The organism is Bradyrhizobium sp. McL0615 (assembly GCF_049993905.1).
Lineage (GTDB): Bacteria > Pseudomonadota > Alphaproteobacteria > Rhizobiales > Xanthobacteraceae > Bradyrhizobium.
In genome coordinates, this window is the sequence record NZ_CP188254.1 from 6,212,286 (window position 1) to 6,238,874 (window position 26,589).

Annotated in this window: 27 protein-coding genes, 2 tRNA genes and 1 pseudogene; 16 read left to right on the forward strand and 14 right to left on the reverse strand. The window is 62.5% G+C overall.

Translation table 11 applies throughout. The features are described 5' to 3' along the window. The first annotated feature begins 13 nt into the window (after positions 1-13). Together ACPPVP_RS29975 and ACPPVP_RS29980 are read left to right on the forward strand one after the other, a co-directional pair. Positions 14-958, forward strand: a complete 945-nt coding sequence (locus ACPPVP_RS29975; protein ID WP_426527097.1) for an alpha-E domain-containing protein — start codon at positions 14-16, stop codon at positions 956-958. A gap of 120 nt (positions 959-1,078) precedes the next feature. Continuing rightward, positions 1,079-1,921, forward strand: coding sequence for a transglutaminase family protein (locus ACPPVP_RS29980; RefSeq protein ID WP_426527099.1), 843 nt, complete (start codon positions 1,079-1,081; stop codon positions 1,919-1,921). Here the strand turns inward: ACPPVP_RS29980 and ACPPVP_RS29985 are convergent. Both ACPPVP_RS29985 and ACPPVP_RS29990 read right to left on the reverse strand, forming a co-directional pair. Next, entirely contained in the window at positions 1,918-2,730 is an 813-nt protein-coding gene (locus tag ACPPVP_RS29985) for a class I SAM-dependent methyltransferase (RefSeq protein WP_426527101.1), read from the reverse strand. The genes ACPPVP_RS29980 and ACPPVP_RS29985 overlap by 4 nt on opposite strands. A 5-nt stretch (positions 2,731-2,735) precedes the next feature. Further along, entirely contained in the window at positions 2,736-3,743 is a 1,008-nt protein-coding gene (locus tag ACPPVP_RS29990; RefSeq protein ID WP_426527103.1) for a Bug family tripartite tricarboxylate transporter substrate binding protein, read from the reverse strand. Positions 3,744-3,809: 66 nt separating this feature from the next. On the opposite strand from ACPPVP_RS29990, the gene ACPPVP_RS29995 reads away from it, so the two are divergent. After that, positions 3,810-4,763: a LysR family transcriptional regulator gene (locus ACPPVP_RS29995; RefSeq protein WP_426527105.1), complete on the forward strand. Its 954-nt coding sequence runs from the start codon at positions 3,810-3,812 to the stop codon at positions 4,761-4,763. Positions 4,764-4,766: 3 nt separating this feature from the next. Here ACPPVP_RS29995 and ACPPVP_RS30000 read toward each other — a convergent pair whose 3' ends face one another. Next, positions 4,767-6,380 carry an ABC transporter substrate-binding protein gene (locus tag ACPPVP_RS30000; RefSeq protein WP_426527107.1) on the reverse strand — a complete coding sequence of 538 codons (1,614 nt, stop codon included), beginning with the start codon at positions 6,378-6,380 and terminating at the stop codon, positions 4,767-4,769. A 78-nt stretch (positions 6,381-6,458) separates the two neighbouring features. On the opposite strand from ACPPVP_RS30000, the gene ACPPVP_RS30005 reads away from it, so the two are divergent. From ACPPVP_RS30005 to ACPPVP_RS30025, 5 genes are all read left to right on the forward strand, one after another. After that, positions 6,459-7,271: a class I SAM-dependent methyltransferase gene (locus ACPPVP_RS30005; RefSeq protein ID WP_426527109.1), complete on the forward strand. Its 813-nt coding sequence runs from the start codon at positions 6,459-6,461 to the stop codon at positions 7,269-7,271. 205 nt (positions 7,272-7,476) lie between these two features. Then, entirely contained in the window at positions 7,477-8,679 is a 1,203-nt protein-coding gene (locus ACPPVP_RS30010; RefSeq protein WP_426527111.1) for an acyl-CoA dehydrogenase family protein, read from the forward strand. A gap of 101 nt (positions 8,680-8,780) precedes the next feature. After that, on the forward strand, positions 8,781-9,236 hold the full coding sequence (locus ACPPVP_RS30015; protein ID WP_426527113.1) for a carboxymuconolactone decarboxylase family protein: 456 nt from the start codon (positions 8,781-8,783) through the stop codon (positions 9,234-9,236). Positions 9,237-9,451: 215 nt separating this feature from the next. After that, entirely contained in the window at positions 9,452-10,210 is a 759-nt protein-coding gene (locus ACPPVP_RS30020; protein WP_426527115.1) for a peptidase, read from the forward strand. Between the two features lie 13 nt (positions 10,211-10,223). Continuing rightward, positions 10,224-10,988 (forward strand): SDR family oxidoreductase, encoded by a 765-nt coding sequence (locus ACPPVP_RS30025; protein ID WP_426527117.1) that lies wholly within the window; start codon positions 10,224-10,226, stop codon positions 10,986-10,988. Between the two features lie 160 nt (positions 10,989-11,148). On the opposite strand, the gene ACPPVP_RS30030 is transcribed toward ACPPVP_RS30025, so the two are convergent. Next, the gene (locus ACPPVP_RS30030) at positions 11,149-12,372 is read right to left on the reverse strand and encodes an MFS transporter (protein ID WP_426527119.1); all 1,224 of its coding nucleotides are present in this window, start codon (positions 12,370-12,372) and stop codon (positions 11,149-11,151) included. 111 nt (positions 12,373-12,483) lie between these two features. Between ACPPVP_RS30030 and ACPPVP_RS30035 the strand changes: the two genes are divergently transcribed. Then, a complete protein-coding gene (locus tag ACPPVP_RS30035) occupies positions 12,484-13,734 on the forward strand; it encodes a NupC/NupG family nucleoside CNT transporter (protein WP_426527121.1) in 1,251 nt (416 codons plus the stop codon). A gap of 135 nt (positions 13,735-13,869) precedes the next feature. Here ACPPVP_RS30035 and ACPPVP_RS30040 read toward each other — a convergent pair whose 3' ends face one another. Together ACPPVP_RS30040 and ACPPVP_RS30045 are read right to left on the reverse strand one after the other, a co-directional pair. Continuing rightward, positions 13,870-14,418 carry a cupin domain-containing protein gene (locus tag ACPPVP_RS30040; protein ID WP_426527123.1) on the reverse strand — a complete coding sequence of 183 codons (549 nt, stop codon included), beginning with the start codon at positions 14,416-14,418 and terminating at the stop codon, positions 13,870-13,872. A gap of 200 nt (positions 14,419-14,618) precedes the next feature. After that, positions 14,619-14,906 (reverse strand): usg protein, encoded by a 288-nt coding sequence (locus tag ACPPVP_RS30045; protein ID WP_057833772.1) that lies wholly within the window; start codon positions 14,904-14,906, stop codon positions 14,619-14,621. Between the two features lie 381 nt (positions 14,907-15,287). On the opposite strand from ACPPVP_RS30045, the gene ACPPVP_RS30050 reads away from it, so the two are divergent. Both ACPPVP_RS30050 and groL read left to right on the forward strand, forming a co-directional pair. After that, entirely contained in the window at positions 15,288-15,605 is a 318-nt protein-coding gene (locus ACPPVP_RS30050) for a co-chaperone GroES (RefSeq protein ID WP_025589431.1), read from the forward strand. A 90-nt stretch (positions 15,606-15,695) separates the two neighbouring features. Next, positions 15,696-17,339: a chaperonin GroEL gene (gene groL / locus ACPPVP_RS30055; RefSeq protein ID WP_426527126.1), complete on the forward strand. Its 1,644-nt coding sequence runs from the start codon at positions 15,696-15,698 to the stop codon at positions 17,337-17,339. A 64-nt stretch (positions 17,340-17,403) separates the two neighbouring features. Here groL and lepB read toward each other — a convergent pair whose 3' ends face one another. Both lepB and ACPPVP_RS30065 read right to left on the reverse strand, forming a co-directional pair. Continuing rightward, entirely contained in the window at positions 17,404-18,096 is a 693-nt protein-coding gene (gene lepB, locus ACPPVP_RS30060) for a signal peptidase I (protein ID WP_426538136.1), read from the reverse strand. Continuing rightward, positions 17,984-18,847 carry a YIP1 family protein gene (locus ACPPVP_RS30065; protein ID WP_426527128.1) on the reverse strand — a complete coding sequence of 288 codons (864 nt, stop codon included), beginning with the start codon at positions 18,845-18,847 and terminating at the stop codon, positions 17,984-17,986. The genes lepB and ACPPVP_RS30065 overlap by 113 nt, the downstream gene beginning before the upstream one ends. Positions 18,848-18,989: 142 nt before the next feature. On the opposite strand from ACPPVP_RS30065, the pseudogene ACPPVP_RS30070 reads away from it, so the two are divergent. From ACPPVP_RS30070 to ACPPVP_RS30085, 4 genes and pseudogenes are all read left to right on the forward strand, one after another. Continuing rightward, positions 18,990-19,568: pseudogene (locus ACPPVP_RS30070) on the forward strand (TCP-1/cpn60 chaperonin family protein); the annotation flags it as partial. 27 nt (positions 19,569-19,595) lie between these two features. After that, complete coding sequence (locus ACPPVP_RS30075; protein ID WP_426527130.1) at positions 19,596-19,850, forward strand: hypothetical protein; 255 nt, start codon at positions 19,596-19,598, stop codon at positions 19,848-19,850. 418 nt (positions 19,851-20,268) lie between these two features. Then, positions 20,269-20,481: a hypothetical protein gene (locus tag ACPPVP_RS30080; RefSeq protein WP_426527132.1), complete on the forward strand. Its 213-nt coding sequence runs from the start codon at positions 20,269-20,271 to the stop codon at positions 20,479-20,481. 43 nt (positions 20,482-20,524) lie between these two features. Further along, a complete protein-coding gene (locus tag ACPPVP_RS30085; RefSeq protein WP_426527134.1) occupies positions 20,525-20,734 on the forward strand; it encodes a hypothetical protein in 210 nt (69 codons plus the stop codon). 70 nt (positions 20,735-20,804) lie between these two features. Here the strand turns inward: ACPPVP_RS30085 and ACPPVP_RS30090 are convergent, their stop codons facing one another. Further along, on the reverse strand, positions 20,805-21,584 hold the full coding sequence (locus ACPPVP_RS30090) for a Crp/Fnr family transcriptional regulator (RefSeq protein WP_426527136.1): 780 nt from the start codon (positions 21,582-21,584) through the stop codon (positions 20,805-20,807). A 220-nt stretch (positions 21,585-21,804) separates the two neighbouring features. On the opposite strand from ACPPVP_RS30090, the gene ACPPVP_RS30095 reads away from it, so the two are divergent. Further along, positions 21,805-22,083 (forward strand): hypothetical protein, encoded by a 279-nt coding sequence (locus ACPPVP_RS30095; protein WP_426527138.1) that lies wholly within the window; start codon positions 21,805-21,807, stop codon positions 22,081-22,083. A gap of 228 nt (positions 22,084-22,311) precedes the next feature. Here ACPPVP_RS30095 and ACPPVP_RS30100 read toward each other — a convergent pair whose 3' ends face one another. From ACPPVP_RS30100 to ACPPVP_RS30120, 5 genes are all read right to left on the reverse strand, one after another. Further along, positions 22,312-22,863 carry a GNAT family N-acetyltransferase gene (locus tag ACPPVP_RS30100; protein WP_426527140.1) on the reverse strand — a complete coding sequence of 184 codons (552 nt, stop codon included), beginning with the start codon at positions 22,861-22,863 and terminating at the stop codon, positions 22,312-22,314. A 74-nt stretch (positions 22,864-22,937) separates the two neighbouring features. Further along, the gene (locus ACPPVP_RS30105) at positions 22,938-24,089 is read right to left on the reverse strand and encodes an SPFH domain-containing protein (RefSeq protein ID WP_426527142.1); all 1,152 of its coding nucleotides are present in this window, start codon (positions 24,087-24,089) and stop codon (positions 22,938-22,940) included. A 340-nt stretch (positions 24,090-24,429) separates the two neighbouring features. Beyond that, positions 24,430-24,493, reverse strand: a tRNA-His gene (locus ACPPVP_RS30110). Positions 24,494-24,498: 5 nt separating this feature from the next. After that, positions 24,499-24,570, reverse strand: a tRNA-OTHER gene (locus tag ACPPVP_RS30115). A gap of 301 nt (positions 24,571-24,871) precedes the next feature. Further along, positions 24,872-26,356, reverse strand: a complete 1,485-nt coding sequence (locus tag ACPPVP_RS30120; protein ID WP_426527145.1) for an AMP nucleosidase — start codon at positions 26,354-26,356, stop codon at positions 24,872-24,874. Positions 26,357-26,589 lie beyond the last annotated feature (233 nt).

The following is a 26,589-nucleotide window of genomic DNA, read 5'->3' on the forward strand; positions in this document are numbered from 1 at the left end:
GCAAAATTTTCGTATGCTGTCGCGCACCGCTGAAAACCTGTACTGGCTGGCCCGCTATGTCGAGCGCGCCGAATATATCGCGCGCACCATCGACGCGACCTTGCGCGTCACAGCACTTCCCGCCGCCTATATCGGCAAGACCAATGAATGGGAATCGGCGCTTTTGACCGCCGGCGTCAGCGCGAGCTTCTACGAGGCCTATCAGGAGGCCAACGAGCAGAACGTCGTCGAGTATCTGGCGTTCTCGCCGTCCAATCCCTCCTCGATCAAGAACTGCATCGAGGCCGCCCGGCTCAATTCGCGTTCGGTGCGCACCGCGCTGACATCGGAGATGTGGGACACCATCAACTCGGCCTGGATCGAATTGCAGGAGGTCTGGGGCAAAGGCACGTCGAGCCGCGAGGAACTCGCGCGGTTCCTGCGCTTCGTGCAGGAGACGTCCTTGCGGTTCGACGGCTCGGCCTACCGGACCATGCTGCGCAACGATGCCTACTGGTTCTCCCGGCTTGGGCTGCATCTGGAGCGCGCCGACAACACCGCGCGCATTCTGGACGTGAAGTATCACGTGCTGCTGCCCGAGGAGGAACATGTCGGCGGCCCCCTGGATTACTACCAGTGGACCTCGATCCTGCGCTCGGTGTCGGCGCTGACGGCCTATCACTGGGTCTATCGCGAGACGCTGAAACCCTGGCTTATCGCCGACTTGCTCATCCTCAACGACACACTGCCGCGGTCGCTGGCGAGCTGCTACAGCAATCTGGTCCGCAACCTCGACCAGATCGGCGTCGCCTATGGCCGCCAGGGCGCCTCCCAGCGCCACGCCCGCGGCGTCCGCAACCGGCTTGAACACAGCCATATGGACGACATCTTCCAGCACGGCGTCCATGAATTCATCCAGGAATTCATTTCGGATAACGCGCGGCTGGGTGAGATCATCACCAAGCAGTATTTGATTTAAGGCCTTCTCGGTCATGGCCGGGCTTGTCCCGGCCATCTACGTCTTGCTATGCCAACCGAGTAAGAAAGACGTGGATGCCCGGCACGAGGCCGGGCATGACGATCCGACCCTGGTTCCACCATGCGCCTGCGAATTGCCCATACCACGAGCTATCGCTACGAGCCTCCCGCCTCGGGCGTGATCCAGATCCTGCGCATGACGCCCGGCAGCCATGACGGGCAATATGTCGCCGAATGGCAGATCGACGTCTCGACCGATTCCCGCCTCGACATGCATCAGGACGCGTTCGGCAACGTCACGCATGTCTTGACGCACGGGCCGATCGCCGACCTCACCATCCGTGTCGAAGGGCTGGTCGAAACCCACGACACCGGCGGCGTGCTGCGCGGCACCGACGAGCGCTTTCCGGCGGGCCTGTTCCTGCGGCAGACCACGCTCACCGAAGTCAATCCGGCGATGGCGACGTTTGCCCGCGAGCTGCGCTCGGAGTCCGATGGCGATGTGCTCGGCTTCCTGCATGCGCTGATGGTGCAGATCAACGAACACATGACCTTCGACGAAGACCCCACCAATTCCGGGACCTCGGCGGCGGAAGCTTTTGCGCTCAAGCGCGGTGTCTGCCAGGACTACGCCCACATCTTCATCGCCTGCGCCCGCTCCGGCGGCGTGCCGGCGCGCTTCGTCTCCGGGCACTTCCTGCGCTCCGACGGCACCACCCACCAGCAGGCCGGCCACGCCTGGGCGGAAGCCTATGTGCCTGACCTCGGCTGGGTCGGCTTCGATGCCGCCAATGGCCTCTGCACCACCGACGCCCACGCCCGTGTCGCCATCGGTCTCGACTACCTCGGCGCCGCGCCCGTGCGCGGCACCCGCTATGGCGGCGGCGCGGAGACGCTGACGGTCGCGGTCAAGGTGGAACAGGCGGGGCGGCCGGGCCAGTGGCAGAACCAGTCGCAGAGCTAAGGCACCTTGCCACGCACAACCCAGGCTGTCGCCGCATAAGAGCGCGGGCCATCATCCTCGCCATCGAGATAAGCAAGCCGCACCGCGTCGCGCAGCCGCGCCTTCGCTTCGCCTTCCAGCGCGGTCACGTATTCGGAGATCGGCCCCTCCCGGCCCTCGGCAGGCGACCAGAAGTCGTCGAAGCACTCAAAATTCATGCGGATCGTCACCATGTCTTGCTCGACCTCGATGAGGCCGGCGGCCACCCAGACGTCTCGCAACTCGCCCGGCCTGCTCATCGGCCGCGTCAGACTGCGCGCCCGCCAAGCGTTGCCGCGTTGGTCAAGCATCGCCGCCGCGTCGCAGATCATTCGATAGGCGACAAATCCACCGCGCGTGTCCCATGTCGCAGCCGCCACCGTGCCACCCGGCCGCGTGACGCGGCGCATTTCGCGGACCGCGATGTCTGGCTTCGGGATGAACTGCAGCACCAGCATGGATATCGTACAATCGAAGTTGGCATCCGGAAACGGCAATTCGCAGGCATCTCCAACCTGAAAACGTATCCGGGAATCAGAATTGTTGCGTCCTGCATGGTCGATGTACTCAGCGGAACGATCCAGACCACAAATCCCGCCGATCTCTGGATTCCGCGCCAAGGCAAAACTCAGATTACCCGTACCGCACCCTACATCCAGCACCCGTTCGGCGCGGTTGATGCCGGCAAAATCGATCAGGAGCGGCGCAAGCTGCCGGCTCCATCGTCCCATCTGCAGTTCGTAGCCTTCGCCATCGGCGGATACAAAGTTCGACGTTTCAGAGCCGTTCATGTGAGCTACTGCGCCTTGAGGCCGGCCGCCCGCGCCAGTTCCGCATCGGCCTTGATCTGCTTCTGAACAAAAGCGTCGAATTCACCAGGCTTCATCTCAAGCCTATCCACGCCAAGCGCCGAAAGCTTTTCGCGTACCCTCGGCTCACGCAACGCTCTCATCGTCTCGATGTAAAGTCTATCGACGATACGTCCCGGCGTCTTTGCAGGCAAGAACATACCGATCCAGAACGGATACTCGGCATTTGAGAAACCTGCCTCCGAGACGGTCGGCACGTCAGCAAGCGCCTTGCTGCGTTCCGTCGAATTGATGACGAGTGCCGCCAACTTGCCCTCCTGCACCAACTGCAAAGCATTGGCGATCGGCGCAAAGAAAAAGTCGATGCGCCCCGCGATGATTTCATTCATGGCTTCGCGCCCGCCCTTGAATGGCACATGGATCGCGTCGATCCCGGCACTTGACAGAAATCGGATCGCACTCAAATGCGTTGCGGTGCCTACACCGGCAGACGCAAAGTTCAGCGAACCCGGCTGCGCCTTCGCAGCCTTCACAAGATCGCCAATAGCCTTGAATCGACTGTTTGCCGAGACGACCAGCACGCTTGGCGTGTTGGCAAGGGCGGTAATCGCTATGAAATCGCGTGAGGGATCGTAGCTCAATTCCGGATAAAGCGCCGGCGCAATCGTTTGCGCTGACGAATTCACGAGCAAGGTGTAACCGTCAGGCGTGGCCTTGGCGACGGCAGCCGCCCCCGTCGTTGAGCCTGCGCCGGGGCGGTTCTCGATCACGATAGCCTGCCCAATTTGCGTCGAGACCTGCTCCAGCACGATCCGCGGGACGATGTCGGTAAACGTGCCTGCGGCAAAGGGCACAATGACGTGGAGCGCTTTGCCGGGCCAGGTTTGGGCCTGGGACTCGGTAGTGAGCACGAACAGGCAGAATGTCAGCGACAGCAAGCGATGCGTCATCATGGAAACCTCACTGGGCTCGTGGTCACGGCTTGAATCGCGCAATCGGCCTCACTCGTCCAATGCATAAATTTTCTAGATATCCATGCCGCCAAGGCATAGAGTTCGACCATGGACCTGCGGCACGCGAGAACATTTGTCGCCGTGGCCGAATTCGGAACCGTCTCCGAAGCGGCCTTGCGACTACGCATCGCACAGCCTGCCCTGTCACGTCAGATCGCGACGCTCGAAGGCGAGCTTGGGTTGAAACTGTTCGATCGAACGCGAGGTCGCTTGGTGCTGACCGCCGAAGGCGAAGAACTGCTCGGTGATTGCAAGACCCTGTTGAAGCAGGCTTCCTCGCTCGGGGAACGGGCTCAACTGCTGAAGCGCGGCGAGATCGGGACGTTAAGAGTTGCGGCCTCCCCGCAATTCATCGAAGGTGTCATCGCGAAGTTTTGGCACCAGTACGCCGCGCGCTATCCCAAGGTCGAACTGAAGATCGTCGAGGCGCTGGGCTGGCCGGACGTCCGCACGATGCTTGAGCGTGGCGAAATCCACCTTGGGCAAAATCTGCAGCGCGCCGTGCGAGCTGACGACCAGCATTTTCGACATCAGTTGCTGGAGCCTGTCTATCAGGTTGCTGTCTGCCATCCGACGTTGGGGCTCGGCAAACAAGACGCCATAGAAGTTGCCTCGCTGGCAGCGTGGCCCTTACTTCTGCTGGACACCGAGTTCGTCTTCCGTCGAACCTTCGACGCCGCATGCCGGCTCGCCGGCGTCGCAATGAACGTCCGGTTCGAAAGTCGGACGCCACATACGCTCCTGGCGATGGCGGAGGAGAAGCACGGCGTCGCAATCATTCCCTCGGTCCTGGCGACAGACCGTCTCAAGCTGCGAGCTTTCAATGTGTGTTTTCGGGGCAAGCCGCTCCGCGAGCCGCTGGCAATTTTCTGGGACAAGCGACGCACGCTGCCGCCCTATGCGATGGCCTTTTGCGAAATGCTGGCGGCGCACATGCGAAATACCCACCCCACGGAACCGAAGAAGATCCGGGGCAAACGACGAGTGGCTTTGGCCCGCTGATCGTCACTTATCCAGCCATACGTCCTCGAAGCGCAGATTGTTGTACTGGCTGTTGTCGTGCGGCTTGAAGTTCTTCACGTGCGGCTGCCAGCAATTGCCGGCCGAACCATGCAGGATCACGGGACGCGCGGCGTCCTCCACCAGGATCCGCTCGATGTCCCAGACCATTTTGCGCCGCTTTTCCTTGTCGAGTTCGCGTGACTGCGCCGCCAGCAGCTTGTCGATATCCGCATTGCAATACTGGGTATAGTTGCGTTCGGAGTTGCATGAATAATTCTCGACGATGTTGCCGTCGGGGTCGTCAACGCTCACGCCGGTGACGTTGAGGCCGATCGTGTAGTCCTTGCGCTGCAGCTTGGCGTACCAGCGCGGCGTATCCAGAATGTCGAGCTCGCTGACGATGTAGATCTTCTTGAGCTGGTCGGACAGGATCACGGCAGGATCGCGGTAGGTCGGCAGGTTGCGCGTCTGGATCTTGATCTGCAGCGGTTTTGTATCGCTATAGCCAAGCTTCTGCATGATGGCCTGGGCTTCCGCGAGGTTCTTCTCCGCTTCGGATCCGTAGCCGGTTAGAGAGGCCTGCATCTCCGCCGGCATGCCCCACTCGCCCTCCGGCTTCGGCAGCATCGCCCCGCCCAGCCGCGCGGTTCCTTCCATCAGGATGCTGTTGAACGGCTTGCGGTCCAGCGCCAGCGACATCGCCTTTCGTATGTCCGGATTGTCGAACGGCGGATTGACGCGGTTGACCATCAGATTGATCAGCGTGCCCGTCGTGATGACCTCGCAGATGGCATTCGGCGCCCGCGCCTTGACGTCCTTCATCAAGGGGATGCTGACGTCGGAAGGAAAAGTGATGTCGTAATCGCCGGTCGAGAACGCCAGCATGCGGGTGGCGCGGCTATCGATGGTGCGCACCGTGATCTCGTCGAGATAGGGCCGGTCCTTCTTGAAGTAGTCGGGATTGCGCACGAGGCGGATCGAATCGCCGCGCTTGAACTCGACGAATTTGAAGGGGCCGGTGCCCACCGGCTTGGTGCGCATCACCTGCTGCGGCACATGACAGGGATAGACCGCCGAGAAGGCGCTGGCGAGCAGCACCGGCAGGCTCGGTTGCGGTTCACTCAGCTCGAAGGTCGCCTCGAAATCGCCGTTGACGCTGACGTCCTGCAGCTTGGTGTACCAGACCTTGCGCGGATTGCGCTTGAAATCCTGCGTCTCGGCCTTGCCGATCAGCATCCGCCAGGTGCATTGCACGTCTTTCGACGTGAATGGCTGGCCGTCATGCCATTTGACGCCCTGTCGCAGCTTGAACGTCAGTCTGGTGTTGGTTTGGTCCCATGCCCAGCTTTCGGCGAGATCGGGAATGACGGTCTCAATGCTTTCGTGGACCTTGGCTGGATCGAACGTCACGAGATTGTTGAAGACGGCCGCAAAAGGCATGACCGAGGCGATGGTCGATTCTTCCAGCAGCGAAGTCGAGGGCGGATTGTCGTTGTGGTAGAGCCGGAGCGTGCCGCCCTTCTTCTGCGCGACAGCGGGGCCGGCGGCAGCCAGTGCGATGCAAAACAGCATCATGAGCGCGACGGATAACTTGCCCGACAAACTGCAGGTGCGCATTCAGCCTCCCAATGTCTTTTCTTTTTCTGTAGAATTGTAGAACTGCGATGAGATCAACGGTAGCGCAGAGGACAGGCTATGTCAGCAGGCGACAAGGTTTTTGCCGGCTCGATCCCGGAAAGCTACGACCGCTATATGGTTCCCCTGATCTTCGAGAGCTTCGCCCGGGATATAGCGCAAAGGGCTGCCGCACTTTCGCCCAAAGCCGTGCTGGAAACGGCGTCCGGCAGCGGCGTGGTGACGCGCGCACTGGCGCCACTGCTTTCACCGGATGCGCGCTATGTCGTGACCGACCTCAACCAGCCGATGCTCGATTATGCCGCCACGCGGCAAGAACAAGATAACCGCCTCACCTGGCGCCAGGCCGATGCGCAGGCGCTGCCGTTCGAGGATGCCGCGTTCGATCTGGTTTGCTGCCAGTTCGGCGCGATGTTCTTTCCCGATCGGCCGTCCGCCTATCGCGAGGCCCGGCGCGTGCTCAAGCCGGGCGGAACTTTCCTGTTCAATGCATGGGACCGCATCGATGAAAACGTGTTCGCGGACGACGTGACGAACGCGCTCGCGGAATTTTTCCCGGACGATCCGCCGCGCTTTATGGCCCGCACACCGCACGGCTATCACGACACCGGGCTGATCCGCAGCGATCTGGCCAAGGCAGGGTTCTCGAACGTCACGATCGAAACCAGAGCGGAAGAGAGCCGCGCGCCCTCGCCCCGTCAAGTCGCGATCGCCTATTGCCAAGGCACCCCGCTGCGCAACGAGATCGAGGCCCGCGGTGCCGAGAAGCTCGAGGCGGCAACCGACCATGCCACAGCCGCCATCGCGCGCAAGCATGGCAGCGGTGAGGTTGTCGCCAAGATCCAGGCGCATGTCATCATGGCGCGGACATAGGTCCGTCGGAAGCACTGGCTCATTGACGTGGGATCACTATTCGCAGCCAGATGCAGGTACAAGCCGTGCGGCACGCCATCACCTTGCGGTAATCACGACAGCCTTTGCTACAGGTGTAGTCGAGCATCGCCTCGCTGAAACCGTCCCGTAGTGCCGCGTGCGCAACCTCCCTTGCGACGATTTTTCCAAGAGAGGTCCCAAACAGATGCGCCTTCAAAGCCCGCTTCGTCACCCCCGTTCACTCACAGCGCGCAACACCAACGAGAATTTGCTTGCCGGTATCCGGGAACTAGCACCAGAGATCACCGCGCGTGCAGCCGAGATCGAAGCGGCACGCCGCGTTCCGTCCGACCTCGTGGATCGACTGCGATCGATCGGCATGTTTCGTATTTTCGTGCCACGGAGTCACGGCGGACTGGAGTTGCCTTTGCCGGAGGGGCTCGAGGTCATCACCGCTCTTGCCCGGCTTGACGGCTCGCTCGGCTGGACCTCCATGGTGGCGTGCGGTAGCAGTCTCTTCGCGGCCTTGGCACAACGCGAAACCTACGATCGCATCTATCAGGATGGACCCGACGTGGCCATCTGCGGCTCCTCTCAGCCGGCCGGAACGGCCGAGCCTGTGGCCAACGGCTTTCGGGTCAACGGCCGATGGCCGTTCGCCAGCGGCTGCAGGCATGCCGATTGGATAGGCGCAGTCTGCAAGATCATCAAAGACGGCAAACCGGTCACCGATGCGCACGGAATCCCGATGATGCGCGGCTTTTTCATGCCGGCGTCCGACTGGGAAATCGAGGACACCTGGCATGCGGCCGGGCTGAAGGGGACCGGCAGCGATCACATTACGCTGCGGGATGCACTGGTCCCGGAAGCCAACTTCTTCGATCTCGAGAACGGCGCAGCCTGTGTACCGGGCCCGCTGTTTCAGGCAGTCCGACACCTTCAGCCGCTGTTCCACGGCGCGTTCTCGGTGGGCATGGCCGCGGGCACCCTCGATGAACTGGTCGCCCTCGCCAATACCGGAAGACAGCAGTTGTACGCGTCCACGCCGATGCGGGAATCCGAGACGTTCCAGTCCGAACTCGGCCGGATTTCTGCCGACGTCAGGGCGGCGCAGGCCCTTCACAAAGCGGAAACCGCCGGTCATTGGGACCACGCGTTGGCCGGAATGCTGAAGGACGAAGCTCTCCTCATCGAGGGAACGCAAGCCACGGTCTGGATCGCGACCACCTGCGTTGGCGTAGCGGATGCGTGCTTTGCGCTTGGTGGAAGCAGCGCCCTCTATGAGGCTTCTCCGCTGCAACGACGCTTGCGCGACCTTCACGTCGCGGCCCAGCACGCGATTGCGCAGCAAAGGCAGTATGCCGGTGTGGGCAAGCTGGTGCTGCAACGTTCGGCTAATGGCGCCTGACGAAGCTGCTCGACGTCCGGAACAACCTCGCAAATCGGAGCAACCCGGCACCATCCCGTGCTATGACAGCGACGCATCGCAACAAATCCGCGAGACAGGCCATGGCGACGGTAAAGCTGCTTTCCGATCACGAACTTTCAAGCGAGGCGCGCGCCGTCTTCGACGACATTCGCAAGACGCGGCAGTCGGACTTCGTCAACAACTTCTGGCGTGCGCTGGCCCATGATCCCAAAACGCTCCGCCGGACATGGGAGAGCGTTAAGGAAGTGATGGCGCCGGGCGCGCTGGACCCCAAGGTCAAGGAAATGCTTTACGTGGCCGTTTCGATTGCCCATGGCTGCAACTACTGCATTCATTCGCACACCGCCGCCGCACGAGCCAAGGGCATGACCGAGGAGGAATATCGCGAGATGATTGCCATCGTCGGCATGGCTGCAGAGACCAACCGGCTCGTCACTGCGCTTGGTGTATCGGTCGACGACGCATTTCTCGTGGAGGCGCCGGCGGGACGAACACCGGAATCGTCACCATCAGGCCCCCGCTTTGGACCACAATGACGCCTTCCGTAAGCATGCGATCGCACCAGGTGCACCCGGCAGACCGGTGCCGCGGCCGATCCGCGAGTCAACTGTGGTGCCGGCCCTCGCCCGCCCGGCGGTCGGCCCTTTTTTGACCATCAGGAGCATGACGCGCCACGGGGAATGGGGCTTGGATGACACCCTGAAATTCGCTACTAGTTGCCCGCCGGAATGGGACGGCTCGGGGACTTGGAATGACCTATTGTTGCGGAATTCTGGTGCGGGACGGTCTCGTCATGATCGCGGACACCCGCACCAATGCCGGCCTCGACAATGTCTCGACCTTCCGCAAGCTCCATATCTTCAGTAAGCCCGGCGATCGCATCATGGCGATTGCCAGCGCCGGCAATCTGGCGATCAGCCAGTCGGTGCTGTCGACCCTGACCGAGGGCATCGAAGACCCCACCACCGGCGAGGTCGAGACGCTGATGAACGCGCCAACCATGTTCCAGGCGGCGCAGCGCATCGGGCGGGCGATCCGCCTGGTCCACGCCACCGAAGGCCCGGCGCTACGATCCGAAGACGTCTCCTTCGATGTCTCCTTCCTGTTCGGCGGACAGATCAAGGGCTCGCGGATGCGGCTGTTCATGGTCTACACCGCCGGTAATTTTATCGAATGCACCACCGATACGCCCTATCTGCAAATCGGCGAGCACAAATACGGCAAGCCGGTGCTCGACCGCGCGATGCATTACGACGTCGAACTGTATGAGGCGCTGAAGACCGGCCTGATCTCGATGGACTCGACCATGCGCTCCAACCTCGGCGTGGGCTTGCCCATCGACGTGCTGGTGGTGCGCACGGATGCCTGCGAGGCCGACCTCAACCACCGCATCGAGGCGGGCGAGCCCTATTTCCACGATTTGCGCTCGCGCTGGTCGGCGGCGCTGCGGGCGGCACACCAGAATATTCCAAGACCACCCTACAAATCCGAAACAGAAGCAAAAAAGTAAAGGCGAGGACACAATGGCCGACGCAACCAACAAGATCGCAATCGTGACCGGTGCCGGCACCGGCGTCGGACGCGCCGCATCGCTGGCGCTGATGAATGCCGGCTTCACCGTGGTGCTCGCCGGACGCCGCCTGGAGATGCTGGAAGAAACCAAGAAGCTCGGCGACAATGTCGGCAAGAGCCTGTGCGTGTCCGCCGACATGACCGACCCCGGCTCGATCGCCGCCCTGTTCGCCAAGACGATGGAGACCTACGGCCGGCTCGACGTTTTGTTCAACAATGCCGGCATGGGCGCGCCGCCGGTGAATTTCGAAGACCTCGGCCTCGAACAGTGGCAGGCGGTGGTGAACACCAACCTCACCGGCCCGTTCCTGTGCACCCAGCACGCCTTCCGCATCATGAAGGACCAGACCCCCCGCGGCGGCCGCATCATCAACAACGGCTCGATCTCGGCGCACGCGCCGCGCCCCTACTCCGCGGCTTACACCTCGACCAAGCACGCGATTACGGGCCTGACCAAGGCCTCCAACCTCGACGGCCGCAAGTACGACATCGCAGTCGGCCAGGTCGACATCGGCAATGCCGCGACGCCGATGACGGACCGCATGGTCGCCGGCCCCGGCGTGATGCAGCCCGATGGCACGATGAAGCACGAACCGCGCATGGACGCGAAGGCCGTCGGCGATGCGGTCGCCTATATGGCCGGCCTGCCGCTTGACGCCAACGTGCTGTTCATGACGGTCATGGCGACCAAGATGCCGTTTGTCGGACGGGGATGATCGGCCACCCTGCTCGCGTCGTCCCCGCGAACGCGGGGACCCATACGCCGCGGCGGTGATTGGGTTGCGAGCTGTCCGCTACTCGCATTCACACGAGAGATCACGCGGTATGGGTCCCTGCGTTCGCAGGGACGACGTGCCGAGACCCCATAGCCCAGCCCTACTCCAGCCGCTCCACCTTGCGCAGCGACGGGAACAGCTTCATCCACAATAGCGCAATGGCAATGGTGCCGACGCCGCCGAGCACGGCGGCCGGCACCGCGCCGAACAGCGCCGCGGTGACGCCGCTTTCGAACTGGCCGAGCTGGTTGGAAGCGTTGATGAACAGGAAATTCACCGCGCCGACCCGGCCGCGCATTTCGTCGGGCGTCGACAGCTGCACCAGCGAAAAACGGATCACCACGCTGATCGTGTCGGCCGCGCCCAGCACCGCCAGCGCCAGCACCGACAGCCACATCCACTGCGACAGCGCGAACACCACCGTGGCCGCGCCGAACACGATCACGGCCTGAAACATCCGTAGTCCGACATGGCGATTGATGCTGTGGCGGGCCAGCACGATGGTCATCAACAACGCGCCGACCGCGGGCGCCGCGCGCAGGATGCCGAGGCCAAGCGGACCGGCTTGAAGAATGTCACGCGCATAGATCGGCAGCAGCGCCACGACGCCGCCGAACAGCACGGCGAACAGGTCGAGCGAGATGGTGCCAAGGATCGCCGGGTTGTTGCGGATGAAGCGGACGCCGGCAAACACATCGTCCGCGAGCGAATCCGCCTTCGCAGGGTCCTGCCTCTCAGCGTGGATGAAGCCGGTGAGAATTGCGCCGACGAGCCAGAAGGCGACGATGACGAAGTAAGGCAGGCTCGGCGCGAACACATAGGCCAGCCCGCCGAGCGCAGGTCCGGTGATGGTCGCGACCTGTGCGGCGCCGGAGGAGATCGCGGTCGCGCGCTGCACCGAGCCTTTGGGCGCGATCAGCGGCAGCAGCGCGGCCGTGGCGGGGCTCTCGAAGGCGCCGGCGATGCCGATCACGAAGGTGGCGCTGAAGATCTGCGCCACGGTGAGCGAGCCGGCAAAGGTGCTGACGGCCAGAAACAGCGCGGTAGCCGCTTCCGCGAGCTGGCAAAGCTGCACCACGCGCTTGCGCTCGAACCGGTCGGCGGCATGGCCGGCCACGAAGACGAGCAGCGCCGTGGGCAGGAATTGCACCAGCCCGACCATGCCGAGCTGAAAGGCGCTGCCGGTGATGTCGTAGATCTGCCAGCCGATCGCAACCGCCGCGATCTGGCTGGCGAAGCGCGACAGGCTGCGCGACAGCAGGAAGAACAGGAACGGCCCGTGCCTGAGCAGATCGCGGGCGCCCACGGGCATCGTCGAGGACATGGCAGACGAGGTGGCCGAGCGCGGTGCAGATGTCAACGGGCAGGCCCGCAACACGGCATTGCGCGGCCGCGCGGCGCTGGCATACTCGCTCCCGGGGTTGGCGGGGGATTCATGCTGCAACTGCAATCGGCGTTTGGCGTGCTGGCGTTGCTGGCGATCGCATGGGCGCTTGGCGAGAACCGCCGCGCGGTGTCGCTGCGGCAAATGGCGGTAAGCCTGGCCGCCACCGTTGTCACCGCGCTGGTGCTGCTCAAGCTGCCGCCGGTCGCAAAGGCGTTCGGCGCCATCAACGACGCCGTCAACACGATCGCGGCGGCGACGCGCGCCGGCACCTCCTTCGTGTTCGGCTATCTCGGCGGCGGGGCGCTACCCTTCGATCTCAAGGCGCCGGGCGCGGATTTCATTTTGGCGTTTCAGGCGCTGCCGATCATCCTGGTGATGAGCGTCCTGACGACGCTGTTGTTCTACTGGCGCGTGCTGCCGCCGATCGTGCGCGGCATGGCATGGCTGTTGGAGCGCACGCTCGGCGTCGGCGGCGCGGTGGGGCTGTCGACCGCAGCAAATATCTTTCTCGGCATGGTCGAGGCGCCGCTGTTCATCCGCCCCTATCTGGCGCAGCTCACGCGCAGCGAATTGTTCCTGGTGATGACCGGCGGCATGGCCGGCATCGCCGGCACCGTGCTGGTGCTTTACGCCACCTTCCTCGCGCCGCTGATCCCAGACGCGGCGGCGCATTTTGTCATCGCCTCCGTGCTGGGCGCGCCGGCGGCCATCCTGGTCAGCCTGATCATGGTGCCGGAGACATCAGGCAAGCGCACCGGCGGATCATTGGATGATCCCGACATGCAGACGTCGAGCACCATGGATGCGATCGTCAAGGGCACCACGACCGGGCTTGAACTGCTGCTCAACATCGTCGCCATGCTCTTGGTACTGGTGGCGCTGGTTTATCTCGCCAATGCCATCCTCGGCCTGTTGCCCGAGATCGGCGGCGCCAAAATTTCGCTGCAGCGCCTGCTGGGCTACCTGATGGCGCCGGTATGCTGGCTGATGGGCCTGCCCTGGCCGCAAGCGGTCACGGCGGGAAGCCTGATGGGCATCAAGACCATCCTCAACGAGCTGATCGCCTATGTCGAACTGTCAAAGCTCGGCCTGGACGCACTCGATCCGCGCTCGCGGCTGATCATGCTCTATGCGATGTGCGGCTTCGCCAACTTCGCCAGCCTCGGTATCATGATCGGCGGCCTCGGCACCATGGCGCCCGAGCGGCGCGAGGAGATCAATGCGCTCGGGCTGAAGTCGATTGTATCAGGCACGCTGACGACATGCCTGATGGGATCGATCGTGGGGGTGTTGACGTAACGCTCTCTCCGTCGTTCCGGAGCGACGCGTCAGCGTCGAACTCTGGTGCGCAATTGCGCACCAAAGAACCTCGAGATTCCGGGTTCGTCCTTCGGACGCCCCGGAATGACGGCGGGGGTTAGAACGACGGCGAGATCAACTCGCCAATTCCACCGTCTTGAACTCCGCCGGCAAGATCACTTCCAGCAGTTCGACGTCGTCGGAATAATCCATGATCAGATGCTTGATGCGCGGCGGCTGGGTCCAGGCGCTGCCTTCCTTCATCAGCGTCTCGCCTTGCCCTTCCATGTAGGTCTTCACCCAGCCCTTGAGCACGTAGACCATCTGGAATTCGACGTCGTGGTAGTGCAGTTTTGAAACTTCCGCCGGATTGCACGGACCAATCAAGCGGATCACATGCGCCTGCGCCAACCCGTGGGAGGCTTCCGCGATGCCGAGGTCGCGGTATTGCGCGTAGGCACGCAAGCCATCGGCTTTGAAATCCTCCTCGCGGTGATGGCTGATCGCGATGCGCTGCTTCGGTCGAACCTTCTTGACTGGCTTGGGCTTGACCGCTGCAACGCCCCTCGCCTTCGACGTGACGGTCTTGCGGGCTGAGGATTTGGCTGCCGTCTTGTGGCCGGACCATTTCTTCTTCACGGCGGGCTGCGCCGCGGCGCGCGACGCGACTTTCTTCTTGGCCATGGGTGCCTCCCTTTCTTGTTTGTGGCTGGAGGCTAACACAGAATTTTTTTCGTAGGGTGGGCAAAGCGAAGCGTGCCCACCTTGTGTCAGACCTCATCCTGAGAAGCCGCGCAGCGGCGTCTCGAAGGATGAATGGCACCAGCGGGGCCTCATGGTTCGAGACGGCGCTTCGCGCCTCCTCACCATGAGGAGCCGCACTTTCAATGCAGCCTGAACACGCCATCCACCGCGCGCAGCTCGGCGGGCTTGATCAGCCTGGAATGCGCGACCGTGACGGAAAACAGCGGGCCATCAAGCTTTTCCTGCCAGAAAGCGAGGAAATCCTTCAGCGCCGGGAATTTCGGAAACAGATCGTAATTCTGCCAGACATAGGTCTGCAGCAACGAGGGATGATCCGGCATCCGATACAGGATTTGCGCCGTCGTCAGCCCATAACCCAGCACCTGCTTCCGGAAGTCGTCGGAAGCAACTCCAACCCGCGACACCATGCCAAACCTCCATTGCTGGAAGCGCATTTCACGTGGTGGCCACACACCGAGCCACCCCGGCGGAGATGCGCTCACATGAGAGAAATGTGACGCACGATACCAACCCATCACAAGCCTAAATGTTTAACGGTCTGTTGAAAAAGGGCGCGTTAGCAGCAGCTTACCGCACGTGCTAATACGGGGTCCGCGACCCCGTCCGCCGAATTAATCATGATTAACGAAATTGGCAGGCGTCATATTTGAGTGCCAATTTTTCTGCTAGAAGCCCTTGTCCCCCGAACAAGACTGGCCTAAATCAGCCGCAGCCGTGCTGGCACTCGCCCGCCCGGACTGCCAAAATTTCCAATTCTGATAACATCTTCAGAAACTTAGGAGGACTGCATGAAATTCCGTCCGCTTCACGACCGCGTCGTGGTCAAGCGCATCGACGCCGAAGAGAAGACCGCTGGCGGCATCATCATTCCGGACAGTGCCAAGGAAAAGCCCTCGCAGGGCGAAATCACCGCCGTCGGCCCGGGTGGCCGCGACGAAGCCGGCAAGCTGATCCCGATCGACCTCAAGGTCGGCGACCGCGTGCTGTTCGGCAAGTGGTCGGGCACCGAGGTCAAGATCGACGGTGAAGATCTCCTGATCATGAAGGAGAGCGACATCATGGGCGTGCTCGACGTCCCCGCCGGCAGCAAGAAGAAAGCTGCCTAAGCACTTCGCCTGCCACGCTCACCCTGAGGAGCGCCGCAAGGCGCCTCCCCGACAGGGTGAGAACCAAGCATCAACTCAGGGAAATCCAATATGTCAGCTAAAGAAGTCAAATTCGGCGTAGATGCCCGCGACCGCATGCTGCGCGGCGTGGACATTCTCGCCAACGCCGTCAAGGTCACGCTCGGTCCGAAGGGCCGCAACGTCGTGCTCGACAAGTCGTTCGGCGCTCCCCGCATCACCAAGGACGGCGTCACCGTCGCCAAGGAGATCGAGCTCGAGGACAAGTTCGAGAACATGGGCGCGCAGATGGTGCGCGAAGTCGCCTCCAAGTCCGCGGACGCTGCCGGCGACGGCACCACCACCGCGACCGTTCTGGCGGCTGCGATCGTCCGTGAAGGCGCCAAGTCGGTTGCCGCCGGCATGAACCCGATGGACCTGAAGCGCGGTATCGACCTGGCGGTGGAAGCCGTTGTCGCCGACCTCGTCAAGAACTCCAAGAAGGTCACCTCGAACGAGGAAATCGCCCAGGTCGGCACCATCTCCGCCAACGGCGACGCCGAAATCGGCAAGTTCCTGGCCGACGCCATGAAGAAGGTCGGCAACGAGGGCGTCATCACGGTTGAGGAAGCCAAGTCGCTCGAGACCGAACTCGACGTCGTCGAGGGCATGCAGTTCGACCGCGGCTACATCTCGCCCTACTTCGTCACCAACGCCGACAAGATGCGCGTTGAAATGGACGACGCCTACATCCTGATCAACGAGAAGAAGCTCTCCTCGCTGAACGAACTGCTGCCGCTGCTCGAAGCCGTGGTGCAGACCGGCAAGCCGCTGGTCATCGTCGCGGAAGACGTTGAAGGCGAAGCGCTCGCCACCCTCGTCGTCAACCGTCTGCGTGGCGGCCTCAAGGTTGCTGCCGTGAAGGCTCCGGGCTTCGGCGATCGCCGCAAGGCCATGCTGCAGGACATCGCGGTTCTGACCGGTGGTCAGGCGATCTCGGAAGATCTCGGCATCAAGCTCGAGAACGTCACCCTGCAGATGCTCGGCCGCGCCAAGAAGGTGATGATCGACAAGGAAAACACCACCATCGTCAACGGTGCCGGCAAAAAGGCCGACATCGAGGCGCGCGTTCAGCAGATCAAGGCGCAGATCGAGGAAACCACCTCGGACTACGACCGTGAGAAGCTGCAGGAGCGTCTGGCCAAGCTCGCGGGCGGCGTCGCCGTGATCCGCGTCGGCGGTGCGACCGAAGTCGAGGTGAAGGAGCGCAAGGATCGCGTGGATGACGCGATGCATGCGACCCGTGCGGCGGTTGAAGAAGGCATCGTGCCGGGCGGCGGCGTCGCCCTGCTGCGCGCCTCCGAGCAGCTCAAGCGCATCAAGACCCAGAACGACGACCAGAAGACCGGCGTCGAGATCGTGCGCAAGGCGCTGTCCGCGCCGGCCCGCCAGATCGCGATCAACGCAGGTGAAGACGGCTCCGTCATCGTCGGCAAGATCCTCGAGAAGGAGCAGTACAATTACGGCTTCGACTCGCAGACCGGCGAATACGGCAACCTGGTCTCCAAGGGCATCATCGACCCGACCAAGGTGGTTCGTGCGGCGATCCAGAATGCGGCCTCGGTCGCGGCTCTCCTGATCACCACCGAAGCCATGATCGCCGAACTGCCGAAGAAGGCCGGCGCAGGCGGTGGCGGTATGCCCCCGGGCGGCGGCATGGGCGGCATGGATTTCTGATCCAGCCACTCAGGCGATACCAAAGGAATGCAAAACCCCGGCAGCGATGCCGGGGTTTTTTGTGTCAGCGGACCATCAAGCCGAACCGCTCGGGACGATTTGCTGTAGCTCCGCTCGGACCCGATGCACGAGAGAAAAAGATCAACCCCACACGGCCGATGAGATTCTCGAACGGCACGTAACCGACCATCGAGAGCATGCGGCTGTCAGCTGAATATTCGCGATTGTCCCCCAGGACGAAAAAACATCCCTCCGGCACCTTGAAGACACTGGTATTGTACACGGGGCTTTTATAGGCACAGCCAAGCACCTCATAGCTCTTCCCGTTCGGCAGGGTTTCACGCCAACGCTCTGCCCGAGCGGTCGGCAGTCCGCAGAGATCGGGGCCGACCAAATCTTCCAACCGCTCGCGCACCACGGGAACGTCGTTGATATAGAGAACCCCCTGCTTCATCTGAATGCGGTCCCCCGGAAATCCCACCACGCGCTTGACGACATCGAATGCGGCATCTCTCTGCAGACGGAAGACAACAACATCGCCACGTTCGGGTTGAGAACCCAGAATGCGTCCCGAAAACAACGGCAGCGAAAACGGCAGCGAATAGCGGCTGTACCCATACGCGTATTTCGAGACGAAGAAATAATCACCGGTGAATAGCGTTGGAGCCATCGAACTGCGCGGCATGTTGAAGGGCTGGAACAGGATCGCCATGACAAGAAATGCGAGCAAACCCGCCAGTAGCGGCGCGCCCAACAAATAGTTCACCATTGTTCGCCGGAACCCGGATCGCCCGGCCCCTGGCAGCACCAGCAACGCGACGATGACCGACCACAGGACGTATATGCAGCCAACGATTGGAAGCATCGGGGTGAACTCCGGTGAGGTGACTCCGGCGCCGCTTGCAAGCAGGCCGGCAACGAAGGCCAGCAATACCGCCAGCAGCGGCGCTGCTCGGCCAATAGCTCACCATCGTCCGCAAGAATCCAAACCGCTGTACCCGTGACAGCATCAGCAAGGTGAGGATGACCGAGTACAGGATGAATATGCCGCTGACGATTGGAAGCCACAGGGTGAGCCATCGCGAGGGGACGTTCGCAGCGCCTACGAGCAGACCCGCAACAATTGCCAGGACAACCAATTGCCCGAAGACGATCGGCAGCATGCTCCATGCAAAAACCGCGCGCACGGCAGCCGTTGAAGCCTGGCCCCCCATCCGCCGCCCGAGCCAGGCCGCGACAACGGCGCTGATGTGGAGATTGGCGATGCCGACGACGCCGCCAACGAGGTTACACGCCAAACATACTCGCCAATCCTGCAAAACGCCGCCAACGCCTGACGCGACCAATGCGCCCGTGGAGGCAGCAACACCACCGAGTACGGCCAATAGCAGAACCAGATGGCAAGGCCGCTCGGCAACAAGACGCTCGATCGTTTTCCCGGGGCTCAGCCATACCGAAAGAAGTGGCGGCGTTCGCCGCACGATCGCTTTCGAAAACGCATCAGGCATCACGAGGGCCTCAAGATTCGGCCCAGCGGCCCATTTTCCTCACGCTTACCAGAGGTTGCATTAGCGCACCAGCCCCAAGATTCACATGGCGCCGGATGAACAAGCGCTACGCAAGGGTCGCCCCTGGGCGACCCTTGCGTAGATCGAGGAAACCACCTCGGACTACGACCGTGAGAAGCTGCAGGAGCGTCTGGCCAAGCTCGCGGGCGGCGTCGCCGTGATCCGCGTCGGCGGTGCGACCGAAGTCGAGGTGAAGGAGCGCAAGGATCGCGTGGACGACGCATTACGTGCGACCCGTGCGGCAGTTGAAGAAGGCATCGTGCCGGGCGGCGGCGTCGCCCTGCTCCGCGCCTCCGAGCAGCTCAAGCGCATCAAGACCCAGAACGACGACCAGAAGACCGGCGTCGAGATCGTGCGCAAGGCGCTGTCCGCGCCGGCCCGCCAGATCGCGATCAACGCAGGCGAAGACGGCTCTGTCATCGTCGGCAAGATCCTCGAGAACGAGCAGTACAATTACGGCTTCGACTCGCAGACCGGCGAATACGGCAATCTGGTCTCCAAGGGCATCATCGACCCGACCAAGGTGGTTCGTGCGGCGATCCAGAACGCGGCTTCCGTCGCGGCTCTGCTGATCACCACCGAAGCCATGATCGCCGAGCTGCCGAAGAAGGCCGGCGCCGGCGCAGGCGGCATGCCTCCGGGCGGCGGCATGGATTTCTGATCCAGCCACTCAGGCGATATCAAGGGAATGCAAAACCCCGGCAGCGATGCCGGGGTTTTTGTTTGGGCAGACGACGACCGTGGCGGCGCAGTGAGCGCCGATACCCGCCGCAACGTCACGCTGAAAAAATCGCAACGTCCCGCTGAAGACAAGACGTCCCGCTCGCTGGGATATCCTTGTTATGCACACCGCTCGGCAAATATACGATGGTGTGTGTTGACAATTTTAAAAAATATTTTTCGCGAGAGTCGCAAACCGAACCGACAGCCCGGCTTTCCGTAGTCCAGAGTAACGTCGAGGCTGGATCAAGGCTCACCCAAAAATCCGATTGAACACGGAACGCGAGTTCCTGTGGCGCTGGCGAGCGTCGCGGGGAATGCTCTCGGCTGAGAAGGAGAATCGTGCCGTGAATGGATGCGGAGTGAAAGTCGCGCGGAACGCGACGTCAACCGGCGAGCCGATCAGGAGACGCTTCACCAGGATTTTTCATCGAGCCGGCCTGGAAAGCCGCGCTCAACATCCAAGCTTCGGTTGAGGAGGGATCCGGCCGGTAGGAATGAGCCTAGCGAGCATGAGCCCCACCGCCCGATGCTCGATGAGACAAGGTGCGCGATGCCCCCCAAGTACACCGCACCGACAAGCGGCGCACTCCAACCGGCCGGTGCTTTTCTACACAAAGAATAATTTCCAGGGAGGCGTTATGGGTATGGTCATGGTCAAGTGTCCGCAGACCGGACACGCGATTCCCACCGGCATCGAGACTGATCGGGAGAGCTTTGGGCGCAGCGCGGTGTTTTTCGCGCGCACCCGCTGCCCGATTTGCCGCGCCGATCACGCCTGGTTCGCGCGGGAAGCCTGGGTCGACGAGCCGAACAACCGAAACCAGCGCCAAAGCGCGGACTCCCTGGCATAGGCGTCGACACAGATCAGACGATGACAGCGATTGGGGGGACACCATGGCGCAAACGCAAATCTCGACGGAAACGTCCACCTGGCTGATGCAGGCCAAGGACTTTCTTTACGAAGCACGACGGCTGAAGCCGGGTCCTGAGCGCAATGACCTGCGCCAGACGGCGAAGGTGTTGCGAGAACTTGCGAAGCTCGAGGCGGCGCCGGGCCGGGATTGGCGGCAGACAACCGGATCGGGCGGAGAATCCGTCGTTTAATGGGCTTTCCGGGGATGCCGCCGCGGCAGGTCGCGAATGCGGAAGGCCGGCGGGGTGCGCGGAAACGCGTTCACAGGGCGCCGCCCGATTTGATTCCTGGACTGCGCCGACCTTCCCGCGGAGCCTCCGCGCGCGATCGGGCCGGATGCATCGCAAACATCTCCTCGACTTCGAGATGCATGACGTTGTGGCATTCGCACGCAGCCGCCGCGAGCCGCGCCGGGTCGATCTCGATCAGGCCCCGTCGATCGGACCTGATCGCTCCGCGCTCGCGCAGCTTGCGCATCAGGAGCGTCACGGTCGTGCGTCGCACACCCAGTATTTGCGAGAGCGCCTGCTGGGTGAGCGGCAGCACATCATGGTCGACGCGGTCGCGAAGCTGGAGCAACCAGCGCGCCATGCGCGCTTCGACCGGATGAAGCGCGTTGCAGGCGGAACCGAGCTGGAATTGGATCAGCAGTGCCCTGATGTGACTTTGGACCAGCCGCCGGATCGCGGGACTCCGGTCAAACAAGGCGTGAAATCGCGATGCGGGGATTCGGGCGGCGGTGCCCGCCGCGCGGACGACAGCCGTAATGGCCGATGGTGAAGGCCCGAGCACCGCGAGCGTGCCGACCGCCCCCTCACGCCCGATCACGGCGGTGCCGACCGTATGTCCATCCGCCATGTCGATCATCAGCGAGATGGCGCCGCTATGAGGGAAGAACACGTACGCGATCGCGTCACCCGCCCGCGACAGGACCGCGTCCTGATCGAGCGCGATAATCTCAAACTCGGACCTCAGCAGGTCAAGGTCGGATGCCGGCAGCGCTGCAAGAAGGCGATTGCCCATTCCCGCAGGAGGCGTCACTGCGGAGACCTCGCGGTGAGGGATCCGCAACCATCGCCATCTGGAGCGTTCCGGAACGGCGGCCTGAACATGAGCTAAATCCGCTTTCTCTACGCACTCACTCGAACAAACCCTCAACTCCGGCGACGAATTCCAAACGCTCGGGCGCGGGGCGGACTGCTCGCGAGATCTTTAGGGAGTTAGATGCAAACGGGCCTCCGGACGCAACCATAAAATACGCATGGGTAACACCGTAAGCTTACGGGACCGTGCGGTTCCATTCCGGCGCGCGGCAAGCCAAATAACGCTTGAAGCGGCGGCTTTGCTGCTCGATGAGCGGCGCCACGACGATATCCGCATCGAATGTTGCCGCACCGGCGTTGTAACGCGGCCACTATCGCGTTTTCGAGCGAAGCATGCCCTCGGACTTGATCCCGGGGTGGATGCCGGTTCGCGTGAAGAAAACGCGTCAAATCAAGAAGCTGGAACATTATCGGTTCTGATTGATCAGAACCGATAATGATCGGGTGTCACGCTATTGCACCACCGTGCCGATCCGGCCGTACCGGAATGACGGTCGGCGCGCGACAACTCCACCGACAGCCGCGTCGTCGGCCGCCGGGTACATTCCGCTGGAGAATGTCTTTGGTCGCGTGAGCATGATTTTCTTTTCGCGCGATGCCGGCGGGGATGGCGGTTGTCGCCGAGCACGAACAGGTGACCGGGGGGCACGGTTGCTCGCTGGCGCTCACTCCAACAGCGCACGCCCGCCCTGCCGATACCGCGCCTTCGTAATCTCGAAGATGAAATACGGCCTCTCGCCGGACAACGCCCGGGTGAACAGGCCCTCGCGCTTGATGCCGCCGATCTTGGTCATCGCGCCCTGCGAACGCCAGTTCTGATCGCCGACCCAGAAGATCACGGTATCGACGAAGGTGAAGGCGTGATCCAGCATCAACCGCTTGACCTCGCGATTGGCGCGCCCGCCCCAGTGGCTGCGCGCCAGGAATGTCCAGCCGATCTCGATCTCGCTCAAATCGGGCTCGTAGCCGTAATAGCGGCTCGAGCCGACGATGCGTCCGCTCGCCCGGTCGACGAACGCAAAGCCCATCTTGGAATCGACTGCGCCATCAAAGAATTTCCGAAACCCCGCTTCAGTGTAGCGATCGGGGACCGGATGCACTTTCCAGATCTCCGGATCAGAGCCGGCCGCAAACGTGTCGGTCCAGTCGTCCCTGGAAATGGGTCTGACGGTGATGCTGGGGCCGATCAGCGTCGGCTGGAAATCGGGCTGGGACATGGATGCGAATGTAGCTTCGCCGCGCGATACCTGAAAACAAAAAATGAAGGGCCGCCCGTGGGCGACCCTTCGTGTCATGCATTCTCCGCCGGCTTCAGGCGGACCAGCTTGGTGAGCAGGGCGTCAAAACCCTGCCCGTCACCCGCATGCAGGTCGATGCGGCCGACCTTCTCCACCAGCCGCTCCAGCGACTCCAGCTCCTTGAGCCGCAGCAGCAGAGGGTTCTCCTCCATCAACCTGGCGGTGTTCAGGAGCGAGCGCGTTGCCGCCGTCTCTTCCTGCCGGCGGATCAGGTTCGCCTTCGCGACCCGCTCCGCCTCCACCACCTTGTTGACGAGCTCGCGGATCTCGCCGGGCAGGATCACGTCCTTCACGCCGAGTTCGGAGACCTCGACACCGCTATCGGCGATGCGCACGCGCACATAGTCGCGCAGCTCCGCATCCAGTGCAGCCTTCGCCGACAGCACCTCGTCGAGCGTACGGCCGGCAACCGCTTCGCGGATGGCGAACTGCACCAGGCGGTACAGCCACGCATCCACGTCGGGCACGGCCGCGACCACGCGCTCGGGGTCAACGATCCGGCGGAATGCCGTCAGGGTCACACGCAGCGCGATGCGATCCCTGGTCAGCATTTCCTGCGCGGTGATCTCGACCGCCTGGGGACGCAGATCGAGGCGCTTGACCTCGATCTTGCGGCCGGCGATCCAGAAGGCGTGCCGTCCGGGCGCGAGCCGCTCCACCAACCGTCCCTCAACATAGAGCAAACCGGCTTCGTGGTTCTCGACCACCGCTTCCGTCACGATGGTAGGACGGTTGCGCTCGATCATCGCCAGGTGACGCGCGGTCACGCGAGGATCGTCCGCCACTTCGATGCGCTCGACATCGACCGAGGTTGCGACCTTCCAGTAGACGCGCGCCTGCCAGGGCGTCATCAGGTGCACGGGACGCCCGTCCAGGCTGACGATGGCGATCTCGTTCGCCTTCGTCTCGATGGCCTCGAACAGCTCGGCGGCCAGATCGGGCCGCGCGGCCTTCAGCACCGCGTAACGCTCCGCGGGGAATTCGGTGCGAACGACGTTGAAGATCTCCACCGTCAACTGACGCCGCAGATCGAACAGCCGATGACGACCGGGTTCGAGCACGCGCTCGAGCCTGCCGTTGCGCGTCAGTAACGCGCGCTCGCCATCCTTTACCGTCAGCGTCTTCATCAGCAAATGCCAGGTCATGGCACGCCTCCATGGTTTGCCCTTCGGCCCTCACGGGGGTCGGAACGCGGGTTTCGTTTGCAAAGGACGTCAGGACGCAGACGACGCTTCCCGAAAGCTCGGCGGGCCGGGTTTGAGCTTGCGAAACGACGGGCGCACGCGCGCGATCACTCGACTTGCGTCGAGCGGTCGAACGTTGCCACCCGGCATCAACGCAAGCGGTATCCACCGCGGCGCAAAGCCGGTCTCACAGTGTCTAGGTTCGGACGAAAAGCCTTTCGGCAATACGGCCGGACTGCGACTGAAGCGCGCGTCCGGTCCCCTTCAATGGGAATCAGCTTTTTGGGCTGAACCGGAGCGTTGGAACGGGATTCGAACCCGCGTCACGATGATTCATAGTCATCTGCTCTACCACTGAGCTATCCTTCGTTGGTGCCATAGACCGGACTCGAACCGGCGACCTTCGGGTCACCCCGACGCTCTACCGCCGAGCTACTATCGCGTCTTCACTTGGCGGAACACGAAACCGCAAAACCGGCCCGCGCCAGTCGGGATCACAACGAGCCCGAACCCATGGCCAAAGCGAAGGAGCGGGTCAATAAACGAAGCATCTTGCAGTTGCAAGAGCGCTGAGAAGATTTTTTCGCGATCGAGGAGACGCTGTGTCGTCATCGTCACAGCGTTAACCAACTTCGCAGCTTCGCAGGGTGGGCGAGGCGCGTCAGCAACGTGCCCACCATCCATCGTCGAGCGCTTCCAAATGGCGGGCAAGCTCCGCTTTGCCTACCTACGATTGCGACGGCCTACTGAAATGCGACTTCGGCAAAGCTTCTGAGCTTGCGCGAATGCAGGCGCTCGGATTCCTGGTGCTTGAGCCGTTCGAGCGCCTTCAAGCCGATCTCGAGATGTTGACCGACGCGTCGCCGGTAGAATTCGCTGGCCATGCCGGCGAGCTTGATTTCGCCGTGCAGCGGCTTGTCGGAGACGCACAGCAAAGTCCCGTAGGGGACGCGGAAGCGATAGCCGTTGGCGGCAATCGCCGCGGACTCCATGTCGAGCGCGACCGCGCGGGATTGCGACAGCCGCCGGATGACCGACGGGCCGCTGATTTCCCAATTGCGATTGTCGACGCTTGCGACGGTTCCGGTGCGCATCACCCGTTTGAGCTCAAAGCCGGTCAGCCCGGTCACCTCGCCGACCGCCTCCTCGAGCGCGACCTGCATCTCGGCAAGCGCCGGGATCGGGACCCAGAGCGGCAGCTCATGGTCGAGCACGTGGTCCTCGCGGACGTAACCATGCGCCAGCACATAGTCGCCGAGCCGCTGCGTATTCCTGAGGCCCGCGCAATGCCCCACCATCAGCCAGGCGTGCGGCCGCAGCACCGCGACGTGGTCGGTGACGTTCCGCGCATTGGACGGACCGATGCCGATGTTGATCAGGGTAATGCCGCCATAGCCGGGCTCGACGAGATGAAAGGCAGGCATCTGTGGCGCGCGGTCGGGCGTAATCCCGGTCGTTCCACCGCCAAGCCGCGCATTGCGCGTGATCGTATTCCCGGGCGCAACGAAGGCATCGGGCCCTATCGCGCCCGATGCGAGGCGCTGCTGGCACAGTTGCACGAAGGCATCGACATAGAGCTGGTAGTTCGTGAAGATCACGAAATTCTGGAAATGCTCGGGATCGGTGCCGGTGTAGTGATAGAGCCGGCGCAGCGAGTAATCGACCCGCGCCGCGCGGAACAGGGACAGGGGTTCGGGAGCTCCGGGGGGCACCTCAAACGTGCCGTCGGCAATCGCATCGTCCATGGCGGCAAGATCGGGCGTATCGAACACGTCGCGCAGCGTTCGCGTAAAGGCCGAGCTGTCGGCAATCGTCAGCGCCGCCTCGATGTTGATGTCCCGCCGATAGGCGAAATGAATCGGAATGGGCTCGTTCGACTCGCCGATTTCAACCGGCACGCCGTGATTGTTGACCAACAGCTCGATCTGCTCGGTGAGATAGGTGCGGAAAATATCCGGGCGCGTCACGCTGGTCTCATGCACGCCCGGCCCCGCGACAAAGCCGTAAGCGAGACGCGAATCGAGCCGTGCATGCGTCGAGGTCGTCATCCGTACAAGCGGATAACAGGCTCGCACGCGCGTCGTGAACGACCCGCCATTGACATAGGCTTCAAAGCGATCGCGAAGGAACCGGGTGTTGCGCTCGTAGATTTCTTCGAGACGGGCAACGGCCGCTCCGGCATCGACGAATGCCTCGGTCGCGAAAGGCGGTGGAGTTTCGACGAGCATTGCGGAACACCTGTCGCTTCGCGCCAGATTGGTTGTCGAGCGGAGACTCACTCCGGATCAGCAAATATAACCACAATCGAGGCTGGTTCCAGACACGTCTGGGGTCCTGCTCAGTCGGTGTACCGGATACTCCAGCCGTAGGATGGGTAGAGCGAAGCGAAACCCATCGCCAGCAAATACCGGTGTTGACGGGTTTCGCTGAGCCCGTCATCGGGCGCGCGTTCGCGCGACCC

Coding starts and splice junctions, on each gene's coding strand:
- ACPPVP_RS29975 (WP_426527097.1), top strand. CDS start 14: ATGCTGTCGCGCACCGCTGAAAACCTGTACTGGCTGGCCCGCTATGTC.
- ACPPVP_RS29980 (WP_426527099.1), top strand. CDS start 1,079: ATGCGCCTGCGAATTGCCCATACCACGAGCTATCGCTACGAGCCTCCC.
- ACPPVP_RS29985 (WP_426527101.1), bottom strand. CDS start 2,730: ATGAACGGCTCTGAAACGTCGAACTTTGTATCCGCCGATGGCGAAGGC.
- ACPPVP_RS29995 (WP_426527105.1), top strand. CDS start 3,810: ATGGACCTGCGGCACGCGAGAACATTTGTCGCCGTGGCCGAATTCGGA.
- ACPPVP_RS30000 (WP_426527107.1), bottom strand. CDS start 6,380: ATGCGCACCTGCAGTTTGTCGGGCAAGTTATCCGTCGCGCTCATGATG.
- ACPPVP_RS30005 (WP_426527109.1), top strand. CDS start 6,459: ATGTCAGCAGGCGACAAGGTTTTTGCCGGCTCGATCCCGGAAAGCTAC.
- ACPPVP_RS30010 (WP_426527111.1), top strand. CDS start 7,477: ATGCGCCTTCAAAGCCCGCTTCGTCACCCCCGTTCACTCACAGCGCGC.
- ACPPVP_RS30015 (WP_426527113.1), top strand. CDS start 8,781: ATGGCGACGGTAAAGCTGCTTTCCGATCACGAACTTTCAAGCGAGGCG.
- ACPPVP_RS30020 (WP_426527115.1), top strand. CDS start 9,452: ATGACCTATTGTTGCGGAATTCTGGTGCGGGACGGTCTCGTCATGATC.
- ACPPVP_RS30025 (WP_426527117.1), top strand. CDS start 10,224: ATGGCCGACGCAACCAACAAGATCGCAATCGTGACCGGTGCCGGCACC.
- ACPPVP_RS30030 (WP_426527119.1), bottom strand. CDS start 12,372: ATGTCCTCGACGATGCCCGTGGGCGCCCGCGATCTGCTCAGGCACGGG.
- ACPPVP_RS30035 (WP_426527121.1), top strand. CDS start 12,484: ATGCTGCAACTGCAATCGGCGTTTGGCGTGCTGGCGTTGCTGGCGATC.
- ACPPVP_RS30040 (WP_426527123.1), bottom strand. CDS start 14,418: ATGGCCAAGAAGAAAGTCGCGTCGCGCGCCGCGGCGCAGCCCGCCGTG.
- ACPPVP_RS30045 (WP_057833772.1), bottom strand. CDS start 14,906: ATGGTGTCGCGGGTTGGAGTTGCTTCCGACGACTTCCGGAAGCAGGTG.
- ACPPVP_RS30050 (WP_025589431.1), top strand. CDS start 15,288: ATGAAATTCCGTCCGCTTCACGACCGCGTCGTGGTCAAGCGCATCGAC.
- groL (WP_426527126.1), top strand. CDS start 15,696: ATGTCAGCTAAAGAAGTCAAATTCGGCGTAGATGCCCGCGACCGCATG.
- ACPPVP_RS30065 (WP_426527128.1), bottom strand. CDS start 18,847: ATGCCTGATGCGTTTTCGAAAGCGATCGTGCGGCGAACGCCGCCACTT.
- ACPPVP_RS30075 (WP_426527130.1), top strand. CDS start 19,596: ATGCAAAACCCCGGCAGCGATGCCGGGGTTTTTGTTTGGGCAGACGAC.
- ACPPVP_RS30080 (WP_426527132.1), top strand. CDS start 20,269: ATGGGTATGGTCATGGTCAAGTGTCCGCAGACCGGACACGCGATTCCC.
- ACPPVP_RS30085 (WP_426527134.1), top strand. CDS start 20,525: ATGGCGCAAACGCAAATCTCGACGGAAACGTCCACCTGGCTGATGCAG.
- ACPPVP_RS30095 (WP_426527138.1), top strand. CDS start 21,805: ATGGGTAACACCGTAAGCTTACGGGACCGTGCGGTTCCATTCCGGCGC.
- ACPPVP_RS30100 (WP_426527140.1), bottom strand. CDS start 22,863: ATGTCCCAGCCCGATTTCCAGCCGACGCTGATCGGCCCCAGCATCACC.
- ACPPVP_RS30105 (WP_426527142.1), bottom strand. CDS start 24,089: ATGACCTGGCATTTGCTGATGAAGACGCTGACGGTAAAGGATGGCGAG.
- ACPPVP_RS30120 (WP_426527145.1), bottom strand. CDS start 26,356: ATGCTCGTCGAAACTCCACCGCCTTTCGCGACCGAGGCATTCGTCGAT.